Genomic DNA, 14,707 nt, shown 5'->3' on the forward strand with positions numbered 1-14,707 from the left:
GATGGAGCATGAGACCACCGTCTGGTTCGCGAAATCCTTCGGACTGTTCTACCTGATCGCCATGTCGGTCGGCGTGGTGGTCTATGCCTATTGGCCGAAGAACAAGACGTCGTTCGACTCTGCCGCGCAATCGATTCTCGACCCCTCTGTTGAGGACAAGCCGTATGAGGCGAAGCGATGGCAGTAGAGGAACGCGATCCCGTCTCCGGCTATCTCACCACCGGCCACGAGTGGAACGGCATCAAGGAGCTGAACACGCCGGTGCCGCGTGCGGTGGTCTTCTTTCTTTGGGCGACCTTTCTCTATTCGGTCGTGTACTGGATCTTGATGCCGGCCTGGCCACTGGGCGTGACCTATACCAAGGGCCTGCTCGGGATCGACCAGCGCAACATCGTGGCCGAGCAGATCAAGGACGCGGCCTCGGACCGCGCCAAGTGGAGCAAGCTGATCGAGACCGAAAGCTTCGAAGCTATCCAGGCCGATCCGAAGTTGATGAAGATCGTGAAGCAGACCGGCGCGACGTTGTTCGGCGACAATTGCGCGGCCTGTCATGGCCGCACCGCCGAGGGCGGCAAGGGCTTTCCGACGCTGGTGTCGCAGGCCTTCCTGTGGGGCGGTACGCCCGATGCGATCGCCGAGACGATCCGCGTTGGCATCAATTCGCCGCACAAGGATTCGCGGACGTCGCAGATGCCGGCCTTCGGCCGCGACGGGATGCTGAAGCGCGAGCAGATCGACGATGTTGTCGACTATGTCCGCAGCCTGTCGAATCCCGCAGTGGCGAAGGTGATCGCGCCTGCGAAACTCGCCAGCGGCAAGGCGGTGTTCACCGACAATTGCGTCGCCTGCCACGGCGAGAACGCGACCGGCAATATCGAACTCGGTGCGCCGAACCTGCGCGACAATTTCTGGATCTATAGCGGCGACGCCCAATCGGTCTTCACGACTGTCTGGGGTGGCCGGCAGGGCCACATGCCGAGCTGGGATTCGCGCCTGTCGGGGCTCGATCGCAAGATTCTCGCGCTCTATCTCGTCAACCTCAGGGCTGCCGGGCCATGAGTGCAGCAGCAATGAAGCAGGTCAACGCGAAGTTCTGGGTCTGGATGGCGGTTGCTGCCGGCCTGCTACTGGTGCTGATGGCCAATGCGCACATGGTCTATGTGGCATTCTCGTCGCAGCCCGACTGTATTGATCACGTCAAGCGCGGCGCCAGTGTCGCGGAAGCCGGCAAATTCAGCGCGGCCTCCTCGTCATGCACGCCGCGTCATTGAGATTGCGAGGTCGAAGATGAATCTTCCAGCCGTTTCTCCTCCGCTGCCGTCCTCCGTCTCGTGGAATCGCCATGTCGCGCCATCCGTCGCCTTTGACTGGCTCAAAGCCGGCTGGCGCGATCTGACGATTATCCCGTCGGTGAGCCTCAGCTATGGCGTGCTGGTTTTCGCAGTTTCGGTTGTCCTCGTCGGCGGATTGTTCGCCTTCGGCTGGGACTACATCCTGTTTCCGGCCTTTGCAGGCTTCATGGTGGTCGGGCCGATACTCGCCATCGGACTCTATGAGAAGAGTCGCCGGATCGCCGCCCATGAGCGGGTGTCGCTGCTGCAGATGATCCTTGTCCGGCCAAAGTCGGGAGGGCAGTTGCTGTTCGCGGGCCTCTTGTTGTGCTCGCTAATGCTGGTCTGGATCCGCGCCGCAGTGATCATCTACGCGCTGTTTTTCGGCATGAACCCGTTTCCCGGCCTCGATGGCGTTGCGGCCATGCTGTTCACCACGCCCGTTGGCTGGGCGATGCTGATCGCGGGCACTGCGGTCGGCGGCATCTTTGCGGCATTCTCCTTTGCGATCAGCGTGTTCGCCATTCCCGTGCTGCTCAACGAACGCGTCGATGCGCTCACCGCCATGGGCACCAGCATGGGGATGGTCTGGGCCAATCTGCCGGTCATGCTGACTTGGGCGGGAATCGCGCTGGCTTTGTTCTTGATCAATGTCATGACCGGCCTGCTCGGTATGATCGTCGTGTTTCCCGTGCTCGGTCACGGGACATGGCACGCCTATGTGGGGATGAAGCCGGGTGTCGAGGTGACTGGCTAGAGCATGATCCGGAAAAGTGGGAACCGGTTTTCCGAAAGGATCATGCGCAAAGTGAGAAGCGAGGTCTCCGATGAGTTGCTGTGGCTCAGGAGCAGAATTGGCCATACTGGCGTCGCCGGACCCGCGCGAAGTCCTGCTGGTCAGCCGTATCATTGCCGGCGGTTTGAGGCAGACCGATCTCTCGGTACCGGACGTTCATTGCGGCGCCTGTATTCGTACGGTCGAGAAGGCGCTGGGCGCGCTCGATGGCGTGACGTGGGCGCGGGTGAATCTCTCGACCAAGCGCGTTACCATCAAATGGCGCGCCGATGCCACACCGCCGCCTTTCATCGAAACGCTGCGCAATGTCGGCTATGAGGCGCATCTGTTCGAAGTCGATGGCGATGCCACGGATACGATGCTGTCGGAACTGATCCGTGCGCTCGCGGTGTCGGGCTTTGCGGCGAGCAATATCATGCTGCTGTCGGTGTCGGTGTGGTCCGGTGCCGAGCCCGCGACGCGCGATCTGTTCCACGGCATCTCTGCGCTGATCGCGTTGCCGACGCTGATCTATTCCGGCCGGGTATTCTTTCGCTCGGCCTGGCAGGCGCTGCGTCACGGTCGCACTAATATGGATGTGCCAATCTCGCTCGGCGTATTGCTGGCCTTCGGCATGAGCCTGTACGAAACCGCGATCCATGGGCCGCATGCTTATTTCGATGCCTCCGTGACACTGCTGTTCTTTCTACTGATCGGCCGCACCCTCGATCACATGATGCGTGAGCGCGCGCGTGTCGCGGTGAAGGGGCTCGCACGCCTGGCGGCGCGGGGCGCGTTGGTTCTGCAGAGTGACGGTGCGCAGACCTATCTGCCGGTCGGCGAAATCACGCCGGGTATGACCATCATGCTCGCTGCCGGCGAGCGCGTGCCGGTCGATTCGCAGGTGACCAAGGGTCTGTCGGAACTCGACGTCTCGCTGGTCACCGGTGAGAGCGTGCCGCAGCCGGCTCTGCCGGGTTCAGTGCTGCGCGCGGGTACGCTGAATCTCACAGGGCCTCTGATCATCACGGCGACAGCCTCGGCCAACGAGTCGTTCCTCGCGGAAATGCTGCGGATGATGGAAGCCGCAGAGCAGGGCCGTTCGGTCTATCGCCGCATCGCCGATCGTGCGGCCGGGCTCTATGCGCCGGTGGTGCATCTTACCGCGGCCATCACGCTGGTTGGCTGGCTCATCGTGTCCGGCGACGTTCATCGCGCGATCACTATTGCCGTCGCGGTGCTGATCATCACCTGTCCCTGTGCGCTTGGCTTAGCTGTGCCGATGGTGCAGGTGGTTGCTGCGCGGCGGCTGTTTGAGAGCGGCATCATGATCAAGGATGGCGGGGCGCTTGAGCGTCTCGCCGAGATCGATACGGTGGTGTTCGACAAGACTGGCACACTGACGCTTGGCAATGCCCGCGTCGTCAATTCGGACAACGTCGATCCTGCGACCCTGGCGTTGGCCGGCGCGATCGCCGCGCATTCACGTCATCCCTATTCGCGTGCACTCGCTGCTGCCGTTTCAACAACGACGACTCCGATTGCGCTCGATGATGTCTCCGAACATCCGGGCTGCGGCATGGAAGCGCGTCTCGGCGGCAGCGTGCTGCGCCTCGGGCGGCCGGAATGGGCCACCGATACCAGCGGTATGGATCTCGATGGCTCTTCCGTCGTGTTGTCGCGCGATGGACAATGCGTGGCGGATTTCCGCTTCGAGGATCGGTTGCGTGCGGGCGCGGCTGAAACGGTCGGCGCATTGAAGCGCGACGGACTGTCAGTCGAGGTTGTCTCGGGCGATCGCCAGACGCCGGTGCGGACACTCGCTGCAGGCATGGGCGTGCCATATTTCGCCGGCGTGCTGCCGGGCGGCAAGGCGGCGCATGTGGCCGAGCTGGCATCCGCCGGCAAGAAGGTGCTGATGGTTGGCGACGGTCTCAACGACACGCCGGCGCTGATGGCCGCGCATGCGTCGATGGCGCCGGCATCGGCTGCCGATGTCGGGCGCAACGCGGCAGATCTCGTCTTCTTGCGCGAGGACCTGTCGGCGGTGTCTCAGGCAATCGCGGTCTCGCGCGAGGCCGGGCATCTCGTGCGGCAGAATCTCGCTCTGGCAGTCGGCTACAATCTCATTGCGGTGCCGATCGCGATCATGGGTCACGTCACGCCGCTAGTTGCCGCGATTGCGATGTCCGGTTCGTCCATCGTCGTGGTGGCCAACGCGCTGCGGCTGCGTGGCCGCGGCAAGTCCGACAAGTCTCAGGGCGCAAGCGCATCAACGCCGCGAATGTCAGTCAGAATGGAGCCGGCGGAATGACAGACTACTTCTATCTGATTCCGATCGCCATCGGGCTTGGCCTGTGCGGCCTCGCGGCGTTCCTGTGGTCGCTGAAATCAGGCCAGTATGACGACCTGCAGGGTGCCGCCGAACGCATCCTGCACCAGGATGATGTGCCGCTGTCGCATTAGCGAAGCAGATGCCGGTTTGCGTCAGGGAAACCAGCCAGAACAAAAAGAAAGAGCCCCGGTTCTGCTCAGAACCGAGGCTCTTTCTTTAGCGGCAGTGTTGCTTATGGCTGGATCGCCGAGGCGTCGCGGCTGGCGAACTGCCGGTTGATCGAGATCGCAAGCAGGGTCACGACCGCGCCCGACAGCAGATACACGCCCGACGAGGACAGGCCGAAGCGGCTCGACATCACCAGCGCCACGAATGGCGCGAAGCCGGCGCCGAACAGCCAGGCAAGGTCGGTGGTGAGCGCCGAACCGGTGTAGCGGAAGCGCTTCGAGAAGCTCGATGCGACCGAGCCCGACGACTGACCGAGCGACAGGCCGAGCAGGATGAAGCCGGTCACCATGAAGGCCAGTTCGCCGACGATGCCGCCGTCCAGCATCTGCGGTGCGAAGCCGCTGAATACCGCGATGGCAATCGCCGAACCGGTCAGCAGCGTGCGGCGACCGACCTTGTCGGCGACGTAGCCCGACACGATCATGGCGATGATGCCGAATACGGCACCGATACATTCGACGATCAGGAAGCGGCCGGGTGCTTCGCGGGTGAACAGGAACACCCATGAGAGCGGGAACACTGTGACCATGTGGAACAGTGCGAAGCTCGCCAGCGGTGCGAAGGCGCCGATCACAACGGTGCGGCCCTGCTGGGCGATCGTCTCGGTGATCGAGGATGGCTCAAGTTCGCGGGCTTCGAAGAGTTCGGTGTAGCCCGGCGTCACCACCATGCGCAGGCGCGCGAACAGGGCGACGACGTTGATGGCGAAAGCAACGAAGAACGGATAGCGCCAGCCCCAGTCGAGGAAGTCATCAGCGGACAGCGTGTCGACGAAGAAGGCGAACAGCGCGCTCGCCACCAGAAGGCCGATCGGGGCGCCGAGCTGCGGGATCATGGCGTACCAGCCCTTCTTGCCTTCCGGCGCATTCAGCGCCAGCAGCGAAGCAAGACCGTCCCAGGTGCCGCCCCAGGAAATGCCCTGGCCGATACGTGCAGCAGCCAGCAGCCAGGCTGATGCGACGCCGATTGATTCGTGCCCGGGCAGGAAGGCGATGGCGACGGTGGCAACGCCGAGCAGGAACAGCGCGATGGTCAGCTTGGCGCCCTTGCCCTGGCTGCGATCGATAGCTGTGAAGATCATCGTGCCGATCGGGCGGGCGATGAATGCCAGCGAAAAGATCGCAAAGGAATAGAGAGTGCCGGTCAGAGGATCGAGATAGGGGAAGACGAGCTTCGGAAACACCAGCACCGAGGCGATCGCATAGACGAAGAAATCGAAGAACTCGGAAGTTCGGCCGATGATCACGCCGATGGCGATCTCGCCCGGGTTGACCTCACCGTGGCCATCCGCGTGCAGAAGGCGTGCGTCCCGTTCCATCGTCGATGACGTCTGCGCCATTTTTTCTATCCGTCGGTAGTGTGTTGAAGGTCATGCAATCGACGCCCAAAGGGCGACGCGAGGTTGACGATTTGTCGCGAACCGCGTCTTCGGACCATTGGACAAATTGTCCAATGTTGCCCTGCAGCAAATGCGCCTAACCGTGCGCGCGAACGAACATTATCGAATGGGTAACACCTTGAGCCGCCTACGGATACTCCTTTTGCTGCCCTTGGTTGCCTTGCTGGGCGGATGCAATTTCGTCGTGATGAATCCTGCGGGTGACATCGCAGTGCAGCAACGCGATCTCGTGGTCATTTCCACGGTGTTGATGCTGCTGATCATCGTGCCGGTAATGGCCCTGATCGTGTTCTTCGCCTGGAAGTACCGGCAGTCGAATGCCGACGCGAAATACGAGCCGGACTGGGATCACTCGACCCATCTCGAGCTGGTCATCTGGTCGATGCCCCTCCTCATCATCATCTGTCTCGGCGCAGTGACCTGGTCCAGCACGCATCTGCTCGACCCGTATCGTCGGCTCGACCGGATTGCGCCCGGCAATGCTGCGAGCCTTCTTGAGCCGCTGCAGGTCGAAGTCGTCGCGCTCGACTGGAAGTGGCTGTTCTTCTACCCGGAATACGGCATTGCTACGGTCAATGAACTGGCCGCGCCGGTCGATCGTCCGGTGCGCTTCAAGATCACTGCGTCGTCGGTGATGAACTCTTTCTATATCCCCGCGCTCGCTGGTCAGATCTATGCGATGCCGGGCATGGAAACCAAGCTGCACGCGGTCATCAACAAGGCTGGCGTTTATGACGGCTTCTCGGCGAACTATAGCGGCGCTGGCTTCTCCGGCATGCGCTTCAAGTTCCATGGCGTCGATCAGGCCGGCTTCGATGCCTGGATCGCCAAGGCCAAGGCGAGCAACGAGACACTGAGCCGCGAGGCCTATCTGGAGCTCGAAAAGCCCAGCGAGAATGTGCCGGTTCGTCTCTACAAGGAAGTCGCGCCTGATCTCTACAAGGCGATCCTCAACATGTGCGCCCAGCCCGGCAAGATGTGTATGAGCGAGATGATGGCGATGGATGCGAAGGGTGGTCTGGGCCTCGCCAGCGCCCGCAATATCCTGCCGCTGAAGTACAATATCTCGATGCTCGACGGCACAAGTTCGACGAAGAACTACGTCGCCAGCGTCTGCACCCTCGCCGAGGCCGCACGCGAAGCAGCCGATCACCGCTCGACGACGACTCCACTTGACCCGACGCCGGTCACCGGTGCTGGTCTCGCGCGCCCCGGTGCCGCCCCCGCGCCGTTTAATTTCACGCCTGCGCCGCCGCCTGCCGAGCGGCGCGCTTCCAACACCTGATCGGGTCGATCTAAATGTCTGATACAGCCGCAGTGGCAAATACCGGGCTTGCGAAGTTCATCTTCGGCCGCCTGACGCTTGAATCGTTTCCCTATCATGAGCCGATTCTGGTCGCGACTTTCGCGATGGTCGCACTCGGCGGCATCGTGCTGCTCGGCGCGCTGACCTATTTCAAGCTGTGGGGCTATCTCTGGAAGGAGTGGTTCACCAGCGTGGACCACAAGAAGATCGGCATCATGTACATGGTGCTGGGCATCGTCATGCTGCTGCGCGGTTTCGCCGACGCCATCATGATGCGCGCTCAGCAGGCCATGGCCTTCAATGGCTCCGACGGCTTCCTGCCCGCCCATCACTACGATCAGGTGTTCACGGCGCATGGCGTGATCATGATCTTCTTCGTGGCGATGCCGCTGGTCACCGGCCTGATGAACTACATCGTGCCGCTGCAGATCGGTGCGCGCGACGTGTCGTTCCCGTTCCTGAACAATTTCAGCTTCTGGATGACGACCGGCGGCGCCATCCTTGTCATGATGTCGCTGTTCGTCGGTGAATTCGCCAAGACCGGCTGGTTGGCTTATCCGCCGCTGTCGAATCTCGGTTACAGTCCGGATGTCGGCGTCGACTATTATATCTGGGCGCTGCAGGTCGCCGGTGTCGGCACGACGCTATCGGGCATCAACCTGATCGCGACCATCGTGAAGATGCGTGCACCCGGCATGACCATGATGAAGATGCCGATCTTCACCTGGACTTCACTCTGTACCAACGTCCTGATCGTCGCGTCCTTCCCGATCCTGACTGCTGTACTCGCGTTGCTGTCGCTGGATCGTTACGTCGGCACCAACTTCTTCACGAACGATCTCGGCGGCAACCCGATGATGTACGTGAACCTGATCTGGATCTGGGGCCACCCGGAGGTTTACATCCTGATCCTGCCGCTGTTCGGCGTGTTCTCGGAAGTGACCTCGACCTTCTCGGGCAAGAAGCTGTTCGGCTACACCTCGATGGTCTACGCCACGCTGGTCATCACGATCCTGTCCTATCTCGTCTGGCTGCATCACTTCTTCACCATGGGCTCGGGCGCCAGCGTGAATTCCTTCTTCGGCATCACGACGATGATCATCTCGATCCCGACGGGGGCCAAGATATTCAACTGGCTGTTCACGATGTATCGCGGCCGCATCCGGTTCGAACTGCCGATGATGTGGACGATCGCCTTCATGCTGACCTTTGTGATCGGCGGCATGACCGGCGTTCTGCTCGCAGTGCCGCCGGCCGACTTCGTCCTGCATAACAGCCTGTTTCTGATCGCTCACTTCCACAACGTGATCATCGGCGGCGTGGTGTTCGGCATCTTCGCGGCCATCAACTTCTGGTTCCCGAAGGCCTTCGGCTTCAAGCTCGATCAGTTCTGGGGCAAGGTCTCGTTCTGGGGTTGGGTCCTCGGTTTCTACTTCGCCTTCATGCCGCTCTATGTGCTTGGTTTGATGGGCGTCACCCGCCGCCTGCGCACCTTCGACGATCCGTCGCTGCAGATCTGGTTCGTCATCGCTGCTTTTGGTGCGGTTTTGATCGCCATTGGCATCGGTGCTTTCCTCGTCCAGATCGCCGTCAGCATCTGGAACCGCGAGAAGCTACGCGACACCACAGGAGATCCCTGGAACGGGCGTACGCTGGAATGGGCAACGTCGTCGCCGCCGCCGGATTACAACTTCGCTTTCACTCCTGTCATTCACGACAATGACTCGTGGTGGGATATGAAGCGCCGCGGCTATACGCGTCCGCTGGAGGGCTTCAGGCCGATCCATATGCCGAAGAACACCGGCACCGGTGTGATCCTCTCTGTCCTGGCCACCGCGATGGGCTTCGCTCTGATCTGGTACATGTGGTGGCTCGCGGCCCTGAGCTTCATTGCCATCGTCGGCGTCGCGATCTTCCACACCTTCAACTACAACCGTGACTTCCACATCCCGGTGGAGGACGTCATCCGTACCGAAGGCGAGCGTACGAAACTTCTCGCAGTACAGGCCGCGTCATGAACGTACCGACCCAAACGATAAACGGCACTGAAGTCCCGGTCTTCTACGTCGTTGACGAACACGATCATCCGGCCGGTTCAAGCACCATGCTGGGCTTCTGGCTCTACCTGATGAGCGATTGCCTCATCTTCGCGATGCTGTTCGCCACCTTTGGCGTACTCGGCGGCAGCTATGCTGCGGGACCCGGGCCGAAGGATCTGTTCGACCTCAACCTGGTTGCGCTCAACACCGCGATGCTGCTGTTTTCATCGATCACATACGGCTTCGCGATGCTGGAGATGATGAAGGGCAGAGTGAAGTCGACCCAGATGTGGCTTGGCATCACCGGCCTGTTCGGCCTCGCATTCCTGTGCATCGAACTCTATGAGTTCCATCATATGATCCACGAAGGTGCTGGCCCCTGGCGGAGCGCCTTTCTGTCGTCCTTCTTCACGCTGGTCGGCACCCACGGTCTGCACGTCACCTTCGGCATCATCTGGCTGGTCACGCTGATGGTGCAGGTCGCTCGCTTTGGCCTGATCGAGGCGAACCAGCGCCGACTGATGTGCCTGAGCATGTTCTGGCATTTCCTCGACGTCGTCTGGATCGGCGTCTTCACCTTTGTTTATCTGCTAGGAGTGCTGCGATGAGCGCCGATGCACATGCCGCGCACGGACATGGTCACGATAACCACGGCCACGATGCTGGCCGCGACCATGGTTCGTTCAAGTCGTATATGACCGGCTTCTTCCTCTCAGTCATCCTTACCGCCATTCCGTTCTGGCTGGTGATGACCGGTGCGATCGGGAACAAGAACTGGACCATCGCGATCGTCGTTGCGTTCGCTGTGGTGCAGATCGTGGTTCACATGATCTACTTCCTGCATATGAATGCGACGTCGGATGCCGGCTGGACCATGATGGCGCTGATCTTCACGATCATCATCGTCGTGATCGCGCTGAGCGGTTCGCTCTGGGTGATGTACCACCTCAACGTCAACATGATGCCGGTTCACGACATGAGGAATATGCCCTGATGGCCATGGCGCGCGCCAACGACGGGATCGTCGTGGGCCGCCCGGCCAGACAGGAGTCGTCTGAATCGAAAATCGAATCCGGGCGGTCGCCACGTAGCGCGACAACCCTCACGGTGCTGGGTCTGCTGGCACTGCTCGGCATCGCGGGATTGACCGCGCTGGGCATCTGGCAGGTCGAACGCCGCGCCTGGAAACTGGATCTGATCGCACGTGTCGATCAGCGCAGCCACGCCGAGCCCGAAGCTGCACCCGGGCCTGCGGCGTGGCCTGCGATCAATCGCAATGACGATGAATATCGTCGCGTCAGCGTCACCGGGCGGTTCGTGCCGGGTGCCGACACTCTGGTGCAGGCGGTCTCGGATCTCGGCGCCGGTTTCTGGGTGCTGACGCCGCTGCGCGCCGAGGCCGGCTACACCGTGCTGGTGAACCGGGGCTTCGTCAGCCCGGACGAGCGCAAAGCCGGCGTATTTGCGGCGCCCGCGACGCCGGTGTCGGTGACAGGCCTGCTGCGCGTCACCGAACCGAAGGGCGGGTTCCTGCGGTCAAATGATCCCGCTGCCCAGCGCTGGTATTCCCGCGACGTCGAGGCTATTGCCGCCAGCCAGACGCTCGGCGGGCTGCGATTGCAGGATGTCGCGCCCTATTTCATCGATGCCAATGCCGCGCTGGACGCACCGGGTCAGCCCCACGGCGGCCTGACCGTGATCGCCTTCCCGAACAACCACGTGGTCTATGCGATCACCTGGTTCGGCCTCGCTTTGATGCTGGCCGGCGGTGCCCTGTTCGTCGCTCGCGACGAGTGGCGGATTCGGAAAAAATCACTACCTCGCGTATGACGTCATAGATGATGCGTTGGTCCGATTGAGGCCGGCCGATCAAGCTGACGGGACCAGATGCCGGGTTTGGGAGCAGAGAGCAACGTGGGGACACAAGACGTCACTGGCGTCAGTGCAGTGGCCCCGTCGCCTATTGACGCTGCGGGGGCAACCAAACCTGCTGCGTTCTCGGCTTTACCGCTCGACGAAACCACCAATATCAAGAACATCAATCTGCTGATCCAGTTGCGCTGGATCGCAGTGGTCGGGCAAGTCCTGACTATCGGCTTCGTGCATCTGGTGATGGGCATCGCGTTGCCGTGGATGGCCATGGTGGCGGTGCTGTGCGGGTCGGTATTCCTCAATGTCATCAGCCAGGAGTGGCTGCGCCAGCAAACCGACGCGCGTGACCGCGAACTGCTTCTGCTCCTGCTGCTCGATGTAGCGGCGCTGACGGGGCAGCTCTATCTGAGCGGCGGCGCGACAAACCCATTCGTGTCGCTCTATCTGCTGCAGGTGACGCTCGGAGCAATGCTGCTGAACGGTCGCTCGACCTGGGTTGTAGTCGTTGTCGCCTGTCTGTGCTTTGCCGGGCTGATTGTGTTTCATCGCCCGTTGGAGCTACCGGACACGCTGCGTGACAACCTCTTCCAGCTGCACATTATAGGCATGCTGATCTGCTTCGTGCTGGATGCAGCGTTGATCGTCGTTTTCATGACGCGGATCGCACAAAACCTGCGCGAGCGGGACGAGGGTCTCGCAGCGCTGCGCCAGCAAGCCGCGGAGGAAGATCATATCGTGCGCATGGGCCTGCTCGCCTCTGGGGCCGCGCATGAGCTTGGTACGCCGCTGGCATCGCTGTCGGTCATCCTCAGCGACTGGCGCCGCATGCCGGCGCTGGCCAAGGATCCTGAATTGATGGAAGAGATCGCTGAAATGCAGGCCGATGTACAGCGCTGCAAGTCGATCGTCACCGGCATCCTGATGTCTGCGGGTGATATGCGCGGTGAAGCGCCTGCCGTCACATGCGTGCACGATTTCTTCAGTGAGCTGGTTGAGGAATGGCGCATCGCGCGCTCAAGCAGAACGCTGGTCTATGAGAACCGGTTTGGCGAGGATATGCCGATCGTTTCGGATTCTGCGTTGAAGCAGATGATTTTCAATGTGCTCGACAATGCGAATGAAGTATCGCCGCTCTGGATCCGTCTTGCCATCGAGCGCGATGGAGACCAACTGGTGCTGAAGGTCAGCGACATGGGGCCGGGTTTCGCCAAGGAGATGCTGGCGAATCTTGGAAAACCCTACAATTCAAGCAAGGGCCAGTCCGGGCGCGGGCTCGGTCTGTTTCTGGTGGTCAATGCCGTCCGCAAACTGGGCGGCGCGGTGGTGGCGGAGAATCGTCCCGTGGGCGGCGCCCTCGTGTCGTTGTCGCTGCCACTGTCCGCCCTCGCGATTGGAGCGCGCAAACATGTCGGATGAACGTCTGCTGATCATTGTCGAGGACGACGAGGGTTTCGCGCGCACGCTAAAGCGCTCGTTCGAGCGTCGCGGTTACACCGTGCTGCATTCCGAGGGCTTCGAGACCTTGACCGAGGTGCTCGGCGACAAGGTGCCCGGCTATGCGGTCGTCGATCTCAAGCTCGGTGGAGCCTCGGGTCTCGCCTGTGTCGAGGCGCTGCATGCGCTGAGCCCTGAGATGCTGATCGTGGTGCTCACCGGCTATGCCAGCATCGCCACGGCGGTGGAGGCGATCAAGCTCGGCGCGTGTCATTACCTCGCCAAGCCCTCGAACACCGACGACATCGAGGAAGCCTTCCAGAAAGCGACCGGCGATGTGCAGGTGGCGCTCACGGAGCGCCCGACCTCGATCAAGACGCTGGAATGGGAGCGCATTCACCAGACCCTGGTGGAAAGCGACTTCAACATCTCCGAGACGGCGCGTCGTCTTGGCATGCATCGTCGTACGCTAGCGCGAAAGCTTGAAAAGCGTCAGGTGAACTGAAGCGGCTCGGTGTTCAGTGAGCTGGTAACATCCCTGCTGCTAGCAACACCCCTGTTGCCGGAACCAGTGCGATACGGCGCTTTCGAACGGCGCCCAGGCACGTTCGAACGCCTTGAATTGCGGCACGCTCTTGCGATAGAGCCCACGCAACTCGGTCTCCATGGCCTCCAGATCGACGCCGGTTGGCTTGCCATCGCGGCTGATGGTGCGGCCGTTGACGACGACATCGCGAATGCAGCTTGAATTGCCGCGCGCAAACAGCATGTCGATCGGATCGACCGGCATGATGGCATCGCGGTCGAGCTGGCCGATATCGAGGGTCACGAAATCCGGGACCTCTCCGGTCGTGAGCGTGCCCGGGCCGGGCGCGCCAATCGATCTGCGGCCGTTGCGGATGGCGAGTGCGAGAAACTCTGCCCGACTCCAGGTGCGGTCGAAGCCGAGCCCATCATGGGCCATTTGCACGAGGCGCATTTCGCGGATCGCATCGTCGTCTTCGTCGAGGGCAACGCCGTCGATGCCGACGGCAATAGGGCAGCCGCGGCGATGGGCATCGGCAATCGGTGCGAGGCCGGAATGCAGATGCAGATTGGAGCTGAAATTCGTCACGATGGTCGCGCCGGACTCGGCGATCATGTCGAGTTCGTCCGGCCGCGCATGAATGCAATGCGCCAGCGTCAGCCGGTTCGACAGCAAGCCGATATTCTTGAGGAAGCGCACCATACCGTCGGGAAAGGCGCGGTCGGCCCATTGCCGCTGATAGATGGTCTCGAGCAGATGCATGTGGACGCGCCGGCCGGTGGTGGCCGAGCGTTCGGCAATCGCCTCGAGCAGCGCGGTGGAACACCACTGGACGCCAGCCGGCCCGAATTGCACGTCGATCATCGGTCCCGCGATGGCCGCATGAATGGCCTCGACGCGGTCGAGATATTCGGATGGCGTCGGGCTCGGACGAATGAACATGTCCTGGATCGCGCTGCGGTCGTCTTCGGGCAATGCGGCAAGCACGTCGGCGCTATCGCCATAGACGATCGGGTTCTGGTCGCGTACGGCCAGCGCGAAGGCCAGCCGGATGCCGACATCGCTCGCGGCCTTTGCGATTGCGATCGACTCGTCGAGAATCGGCATTTTGCCGCTCGGGCGGGTGTAATGAATCATCGCTCCGCCGCAGCCTGCTCGCGCCGAACGGGCGAGCGAGACAGCGGCGACGAGATAGGGATCGGGCGGCGTGCCGAAGGCCGAGCGGACGATCCACGATTCCAGCGGCATGTTTGATGCGCCGAAGGATGTCATGGACGGCCGGGCATGGTCGTGGGCGTTGACCAGTGCGGGGATGATCAGGTGATTTGTCTGCGGCGAAATATGCGCGCCGGCCGAGACGCTCGTGATCAGACCATCCGCATGGTGGATGCTGGCCTGAGGCACGAGGCCTCGATCTGTGCCGGTGAAGATATGAGCCGCAGACAGAACCTCAGTCATGGAC

At 61.7% G+C, this 14,707-nt stretch carries 15 protein-coding genes; 13 read left to right on the forward strand and 2 right to left on the reverse strand.

What is annotated here, in order from left to right; genetic code table 11:
- Nucleotide 1: 1 nt before the first annotated feature.
- The 6 genes from AB8A38_RS20370 to ccoS all read left to right on the forward strand — a co-directional run bounded on the left by AB8A38_RS20370 (nucleotide 2) and on the right by ccoS (nucleotide 4,572).
- Nucleotides 2–187: a cbb3-type cytochrome oxidase subunit 3 gene (locus tag AB8A38_RS20370; RefSeq protein ID WP_315839806.1), complete on the forward strand. Its 186-nt coding sequence runs from the start codon at nucleotides 2–4 to the stop codon at nucleotides 185–187.
- On the forward strand, nucleotides 178–1,059 hold the full coding sequence (gene ccoP, locus AB8A38_RS20375) for a cytochrome-c oxidase, cbb3-type subunit III (RefSeq protein WP_439087206.1): 882 nt from the start codon (nucleotides 178–180) through the stop codon (nucleotides 1,057–1,059). Before AB8A38_RS20370 ends, ccoP begins: the two co-directional genes overlap by 10 nt.
- A complete protein-coding gene (locus tag AB8A38_RS20380; protein WP_439087207.1) occupies nucleotides 1,056–1,271 on the forward strand; it encodes a hypothetical protein in 216 nt (71 codons plus the stop codon). The genes ccoP and AB8A38_RS20380 overlap by 4 nt, the downstream gene beginning before the upstream one ends.
- A gap of 16 nt (nucleotides 1,272–1,287) precedes the next feature.
- Nucleotides 1,288–2,088, forward strand: a complete 801-nt coding sequence (locus AB8A38_RS20385) for a DUF2189 domain-containing protein (RefSeq protein ID WP_439087208.1) — start codon at nucleotides 1,288–1,290, stop codon at nucleotides 2,086–2,088.
- Nucleotides 2,089–2,158: 70 nt separating this feature from the next.
- A complete protein-coding gene (locus AB8A38_RS20390; protein WP_439087209.1) occupies nucleotides 2,159–4,420 on the forward strand; it encodes a cation-translocating P-type ATPase in 2,262 nt (753 codons plus the stop codon).
- Nucleotides 4,417–4,572, forward strand: coding sequence for a cbb3-type cytochrome oxidase assembly protein CcoS (gene ccoS / locus AB8A38_RS20395; RefSeq protein ID WP_089263381.1), 156 nt, complete (start codon nucleotides 4,417–4,419; stop codon nucleotides 4,570–4,572). The genes AB8A38_RS20390 and ccoS overlap by 4 nt, the downstream gene beginning before the upstream one ends.
- Nucleotides 4,573–4,673: 101 nt before the next feature.
- Here the strand turns inward: ccoS and AB8A38_RS20400 are convergent, their stop codons facing one another.
- Nucleotides 4,674–6,008, reverse strand: a complete 1,335-nt coding sequence (locus tag AB8A38_RS20400) for an MFS transporter (RefSeq protein ID WP_439087210.1) — start codon at nucleotides 6,006–6,008, stop codon at nucleotides 4,674–4,676.
- A 178-nt stretch (nucleotides 6,009–6,186) separates the two neighbouring features.
- On the opposite strand from AB8A38_RS20400, the gene cyoA reads away from it, so the two are divergent.
- From cyoA to AB8A38_RS20435, 7 genes are all read left to right on the forward strand, one after another.
- On the forward strand, nucleotides 6,187–7,353 hold the full coding sequence (gene cyoA / locus AB8A38_RS20405; RefSeq protein WP_439087211.1) for a ubiquinol oxidase subunit II: 1,167 nt from the start codon (nucleotides 6,187–6,189) through the stop codon (nucleotides 7,351–7,353).
- A gap of 14 nt (nucleotides 7,354–7,367) precedes the next feature.
- Nucleotides 7,368–9,392 (forward strand): cytochrome o ubiquinol oxidase subunit I, encoded by a 2,025-nt coding sequence (gene cyoB / locus AB8A38_RS20410; protein WP_439087212.1) that lies wholly within the window; start codon nucleotides 7,368–7,370, stop codon nucleotides 9,390–9,392.
- Nucleotides 9,389–10,021, forward strand: coding sequence for a cytochrome o ubiquinol oxidase subunit III (cyoC, locus tag AB8A38_RS20415; protein ID WP_439087213.1), 633 nt, complete (start codon nucleotides 9,389–9,391; stop codon nucleotides 10,019–10,021). The genes cyoB and cyoC overlap by 4 nt, the downstream gene beginning before the upstream one ends.
- Nucleotides 10,018–10,407, forward strand: coding sequence for a cytochrome o ubiquinol oxidase subunit IV (gene cyoD / locus AB8A38_RS20420; RefSeq protein WP_439087214.1), 390 nt, complete (start codon nucleotides 10,018–10,020; stop codon nucleotides 10,405–10,407). The genes cyoC and cyoD overlap by 4 nt, the downstream gene beginning before the upstream one ends.
- Nucleotides 10,407–11,243, forward strand: coding sequence for an SURF1 family protein (locus AB8A38_RS20425; RefSeq protein WP_439087215.1), 837 nt, complete (start codon nucleotides 10,407–10,409; stop codon nucleotides 11,241–11,243). The genes cyoD and AB8A38_RS20425 overlap by 1 nt, the downstream gene beginning before the upstream one ends.
- 84 nt (nucleotides 11,244–11,327) lie before the next feature.
- The gene (locus AB8A38_RS20430; RefSeq protein ID WP_439087216.1) at nucleotides 11,328–12,701 is read left to right on the forward strand and encodes an ATP-binding protein; all 1,374 of its coding nucleotides are present in this window, start codon (nucleotides 11,328–11,330) and stop codon (nucleotides 12,699–12,701) included.
- Nucleotides 12,691–13,224 (forward strand): response regulator transcription factor, encoded by a 534-nt coding sequence (locus AB8A38_RS20435; RefSeq protein ID WP_089263395.1) that lies wholly within the window; start codon nucleotides 12,691–12,693, stop codon nucleotides 13,222–13,224. Before AB8A38_RS20430 ends, AB8A38_RS20435 begins: the two co-directional genes overlap by 11 nt.
- Nucleotides 13,225–13,263: 39 nt before the next feature.
- On the opposite strand, the gene AB8A38_RS20440 is transcribed toward AB8A38_RS20435, so the two are convergent.
- Complete coding sequence (locus AB8A38_RS20440; protein WP_439087217.1) at nucleotides 13,264–14,703, reverse strand: amidohydrolase family protein; 1,440 nt, start codon at nucleotides 14,701–14,703, stop codon at nucleotides 13,264–13,266.
- Nucleotides 14,704–14,707 lie beyond the last annotated feature (4 nt).

Origin of the sequence: Tardiphaga sp. 839_C3_N1_4 (assembly GCF_051811045.1) — a bacterium.
Taxonomy (GTDB): Bacteria; Pseudomonadota; Alphaproteobacteria; order Rhizobiales; family Xanthobacteraceae; genus Tardiphaga.

Bases quoted from the DNA above. Each gene is read 5' to 3' on its own strand.
- AB8A38_RS20370 (WP_315839806.1), top strand. From the start codon at position 2: ATGGAGCATGAGACCACCGTCTGGTTCGCGAAATCCTTCGGACTGTTC.
- ccoP (WP_439087206.1), top strand. From the start codon at position 178: ATGGCAGTAGAGGAACGCGATCCCGTCTCCGGCTATCTCACCACCGGC.
- AB8A38_RS20380 (WP_439087207.1), top strand. From the start codon at position 1,056: ATGAGTGCAGCAGCAATGAAGCAGGTCAACGCGAAGTTCTGGGTCTGG.
- AB8A38_RS20385 (WP_439087208.1), top strand. From the start codon at position 1,288: ATGAATCTTCCAGCCGTTTCTCCTCCGCTGCCGTCCTCCGTCTCGTGG.
- AB8A38_RS20390 (WP_439087209.1), top strand. From the start codon at position 2,159: ATGAGTTGCTGTGGCTCAGGAGCAGAATTGGCCATACTGGCGTCGCCG.
- ccoS (WP_089263381.1), top strand. From the start codon at position 4,417: ATGACAGACTACTTCTATCTGATTCCGATCGCCATCGGGCTTGGCCTG.
- AB8A38_RS20400 (WP_439087210.1), bottom strand. From the start codon at position 6,008: ATGGCGCAGACGTCATCGACGATGGAACGGGACGCACGCCTTCTGCAC.
- cyoB (WP_439087212.1), top strand. From the start codon at position 7,368: ATGTCTGATACAGCCGCAGTGGCAAATACCGGGCTTGCGAAGTTCATC.
- cyoC (WP_439087213.1), top strand. From the start codon at position 9,389: ATGAACGTACCGACCCAAACGATAAACGGCACTGAAGTCCCGGTCTTC.
- cyoD (WP_439087214.1), top strand. From the start codon at position 10,018: ATGAGCGCCGATGCACATGCCGCGCACGGACATGGTCACGATAACCAC.
- AB8A38_RS20425 (WP_439087215.1), top strand. From the start codon at position 10,407: ATGGCCATGGCGCGCGCCAACGACGGGATCGTCGTGGGCCGCCCGGCC.
- AB8A38_RS20435 (WP_089263395.1), top strand. From the start codon at position 12,691: ATGTCGGATGAACGTCTGCTGATCATTGTCGAGGACGACGAGGGTTTC.
- AB8A38_RS20440 (WP_439087217.1), bottom strand. From the start codon at position 14,703: ATGACTGAGGTTCTGTCTGCGGCTCATATCTTCACCGGCACAGATCGA.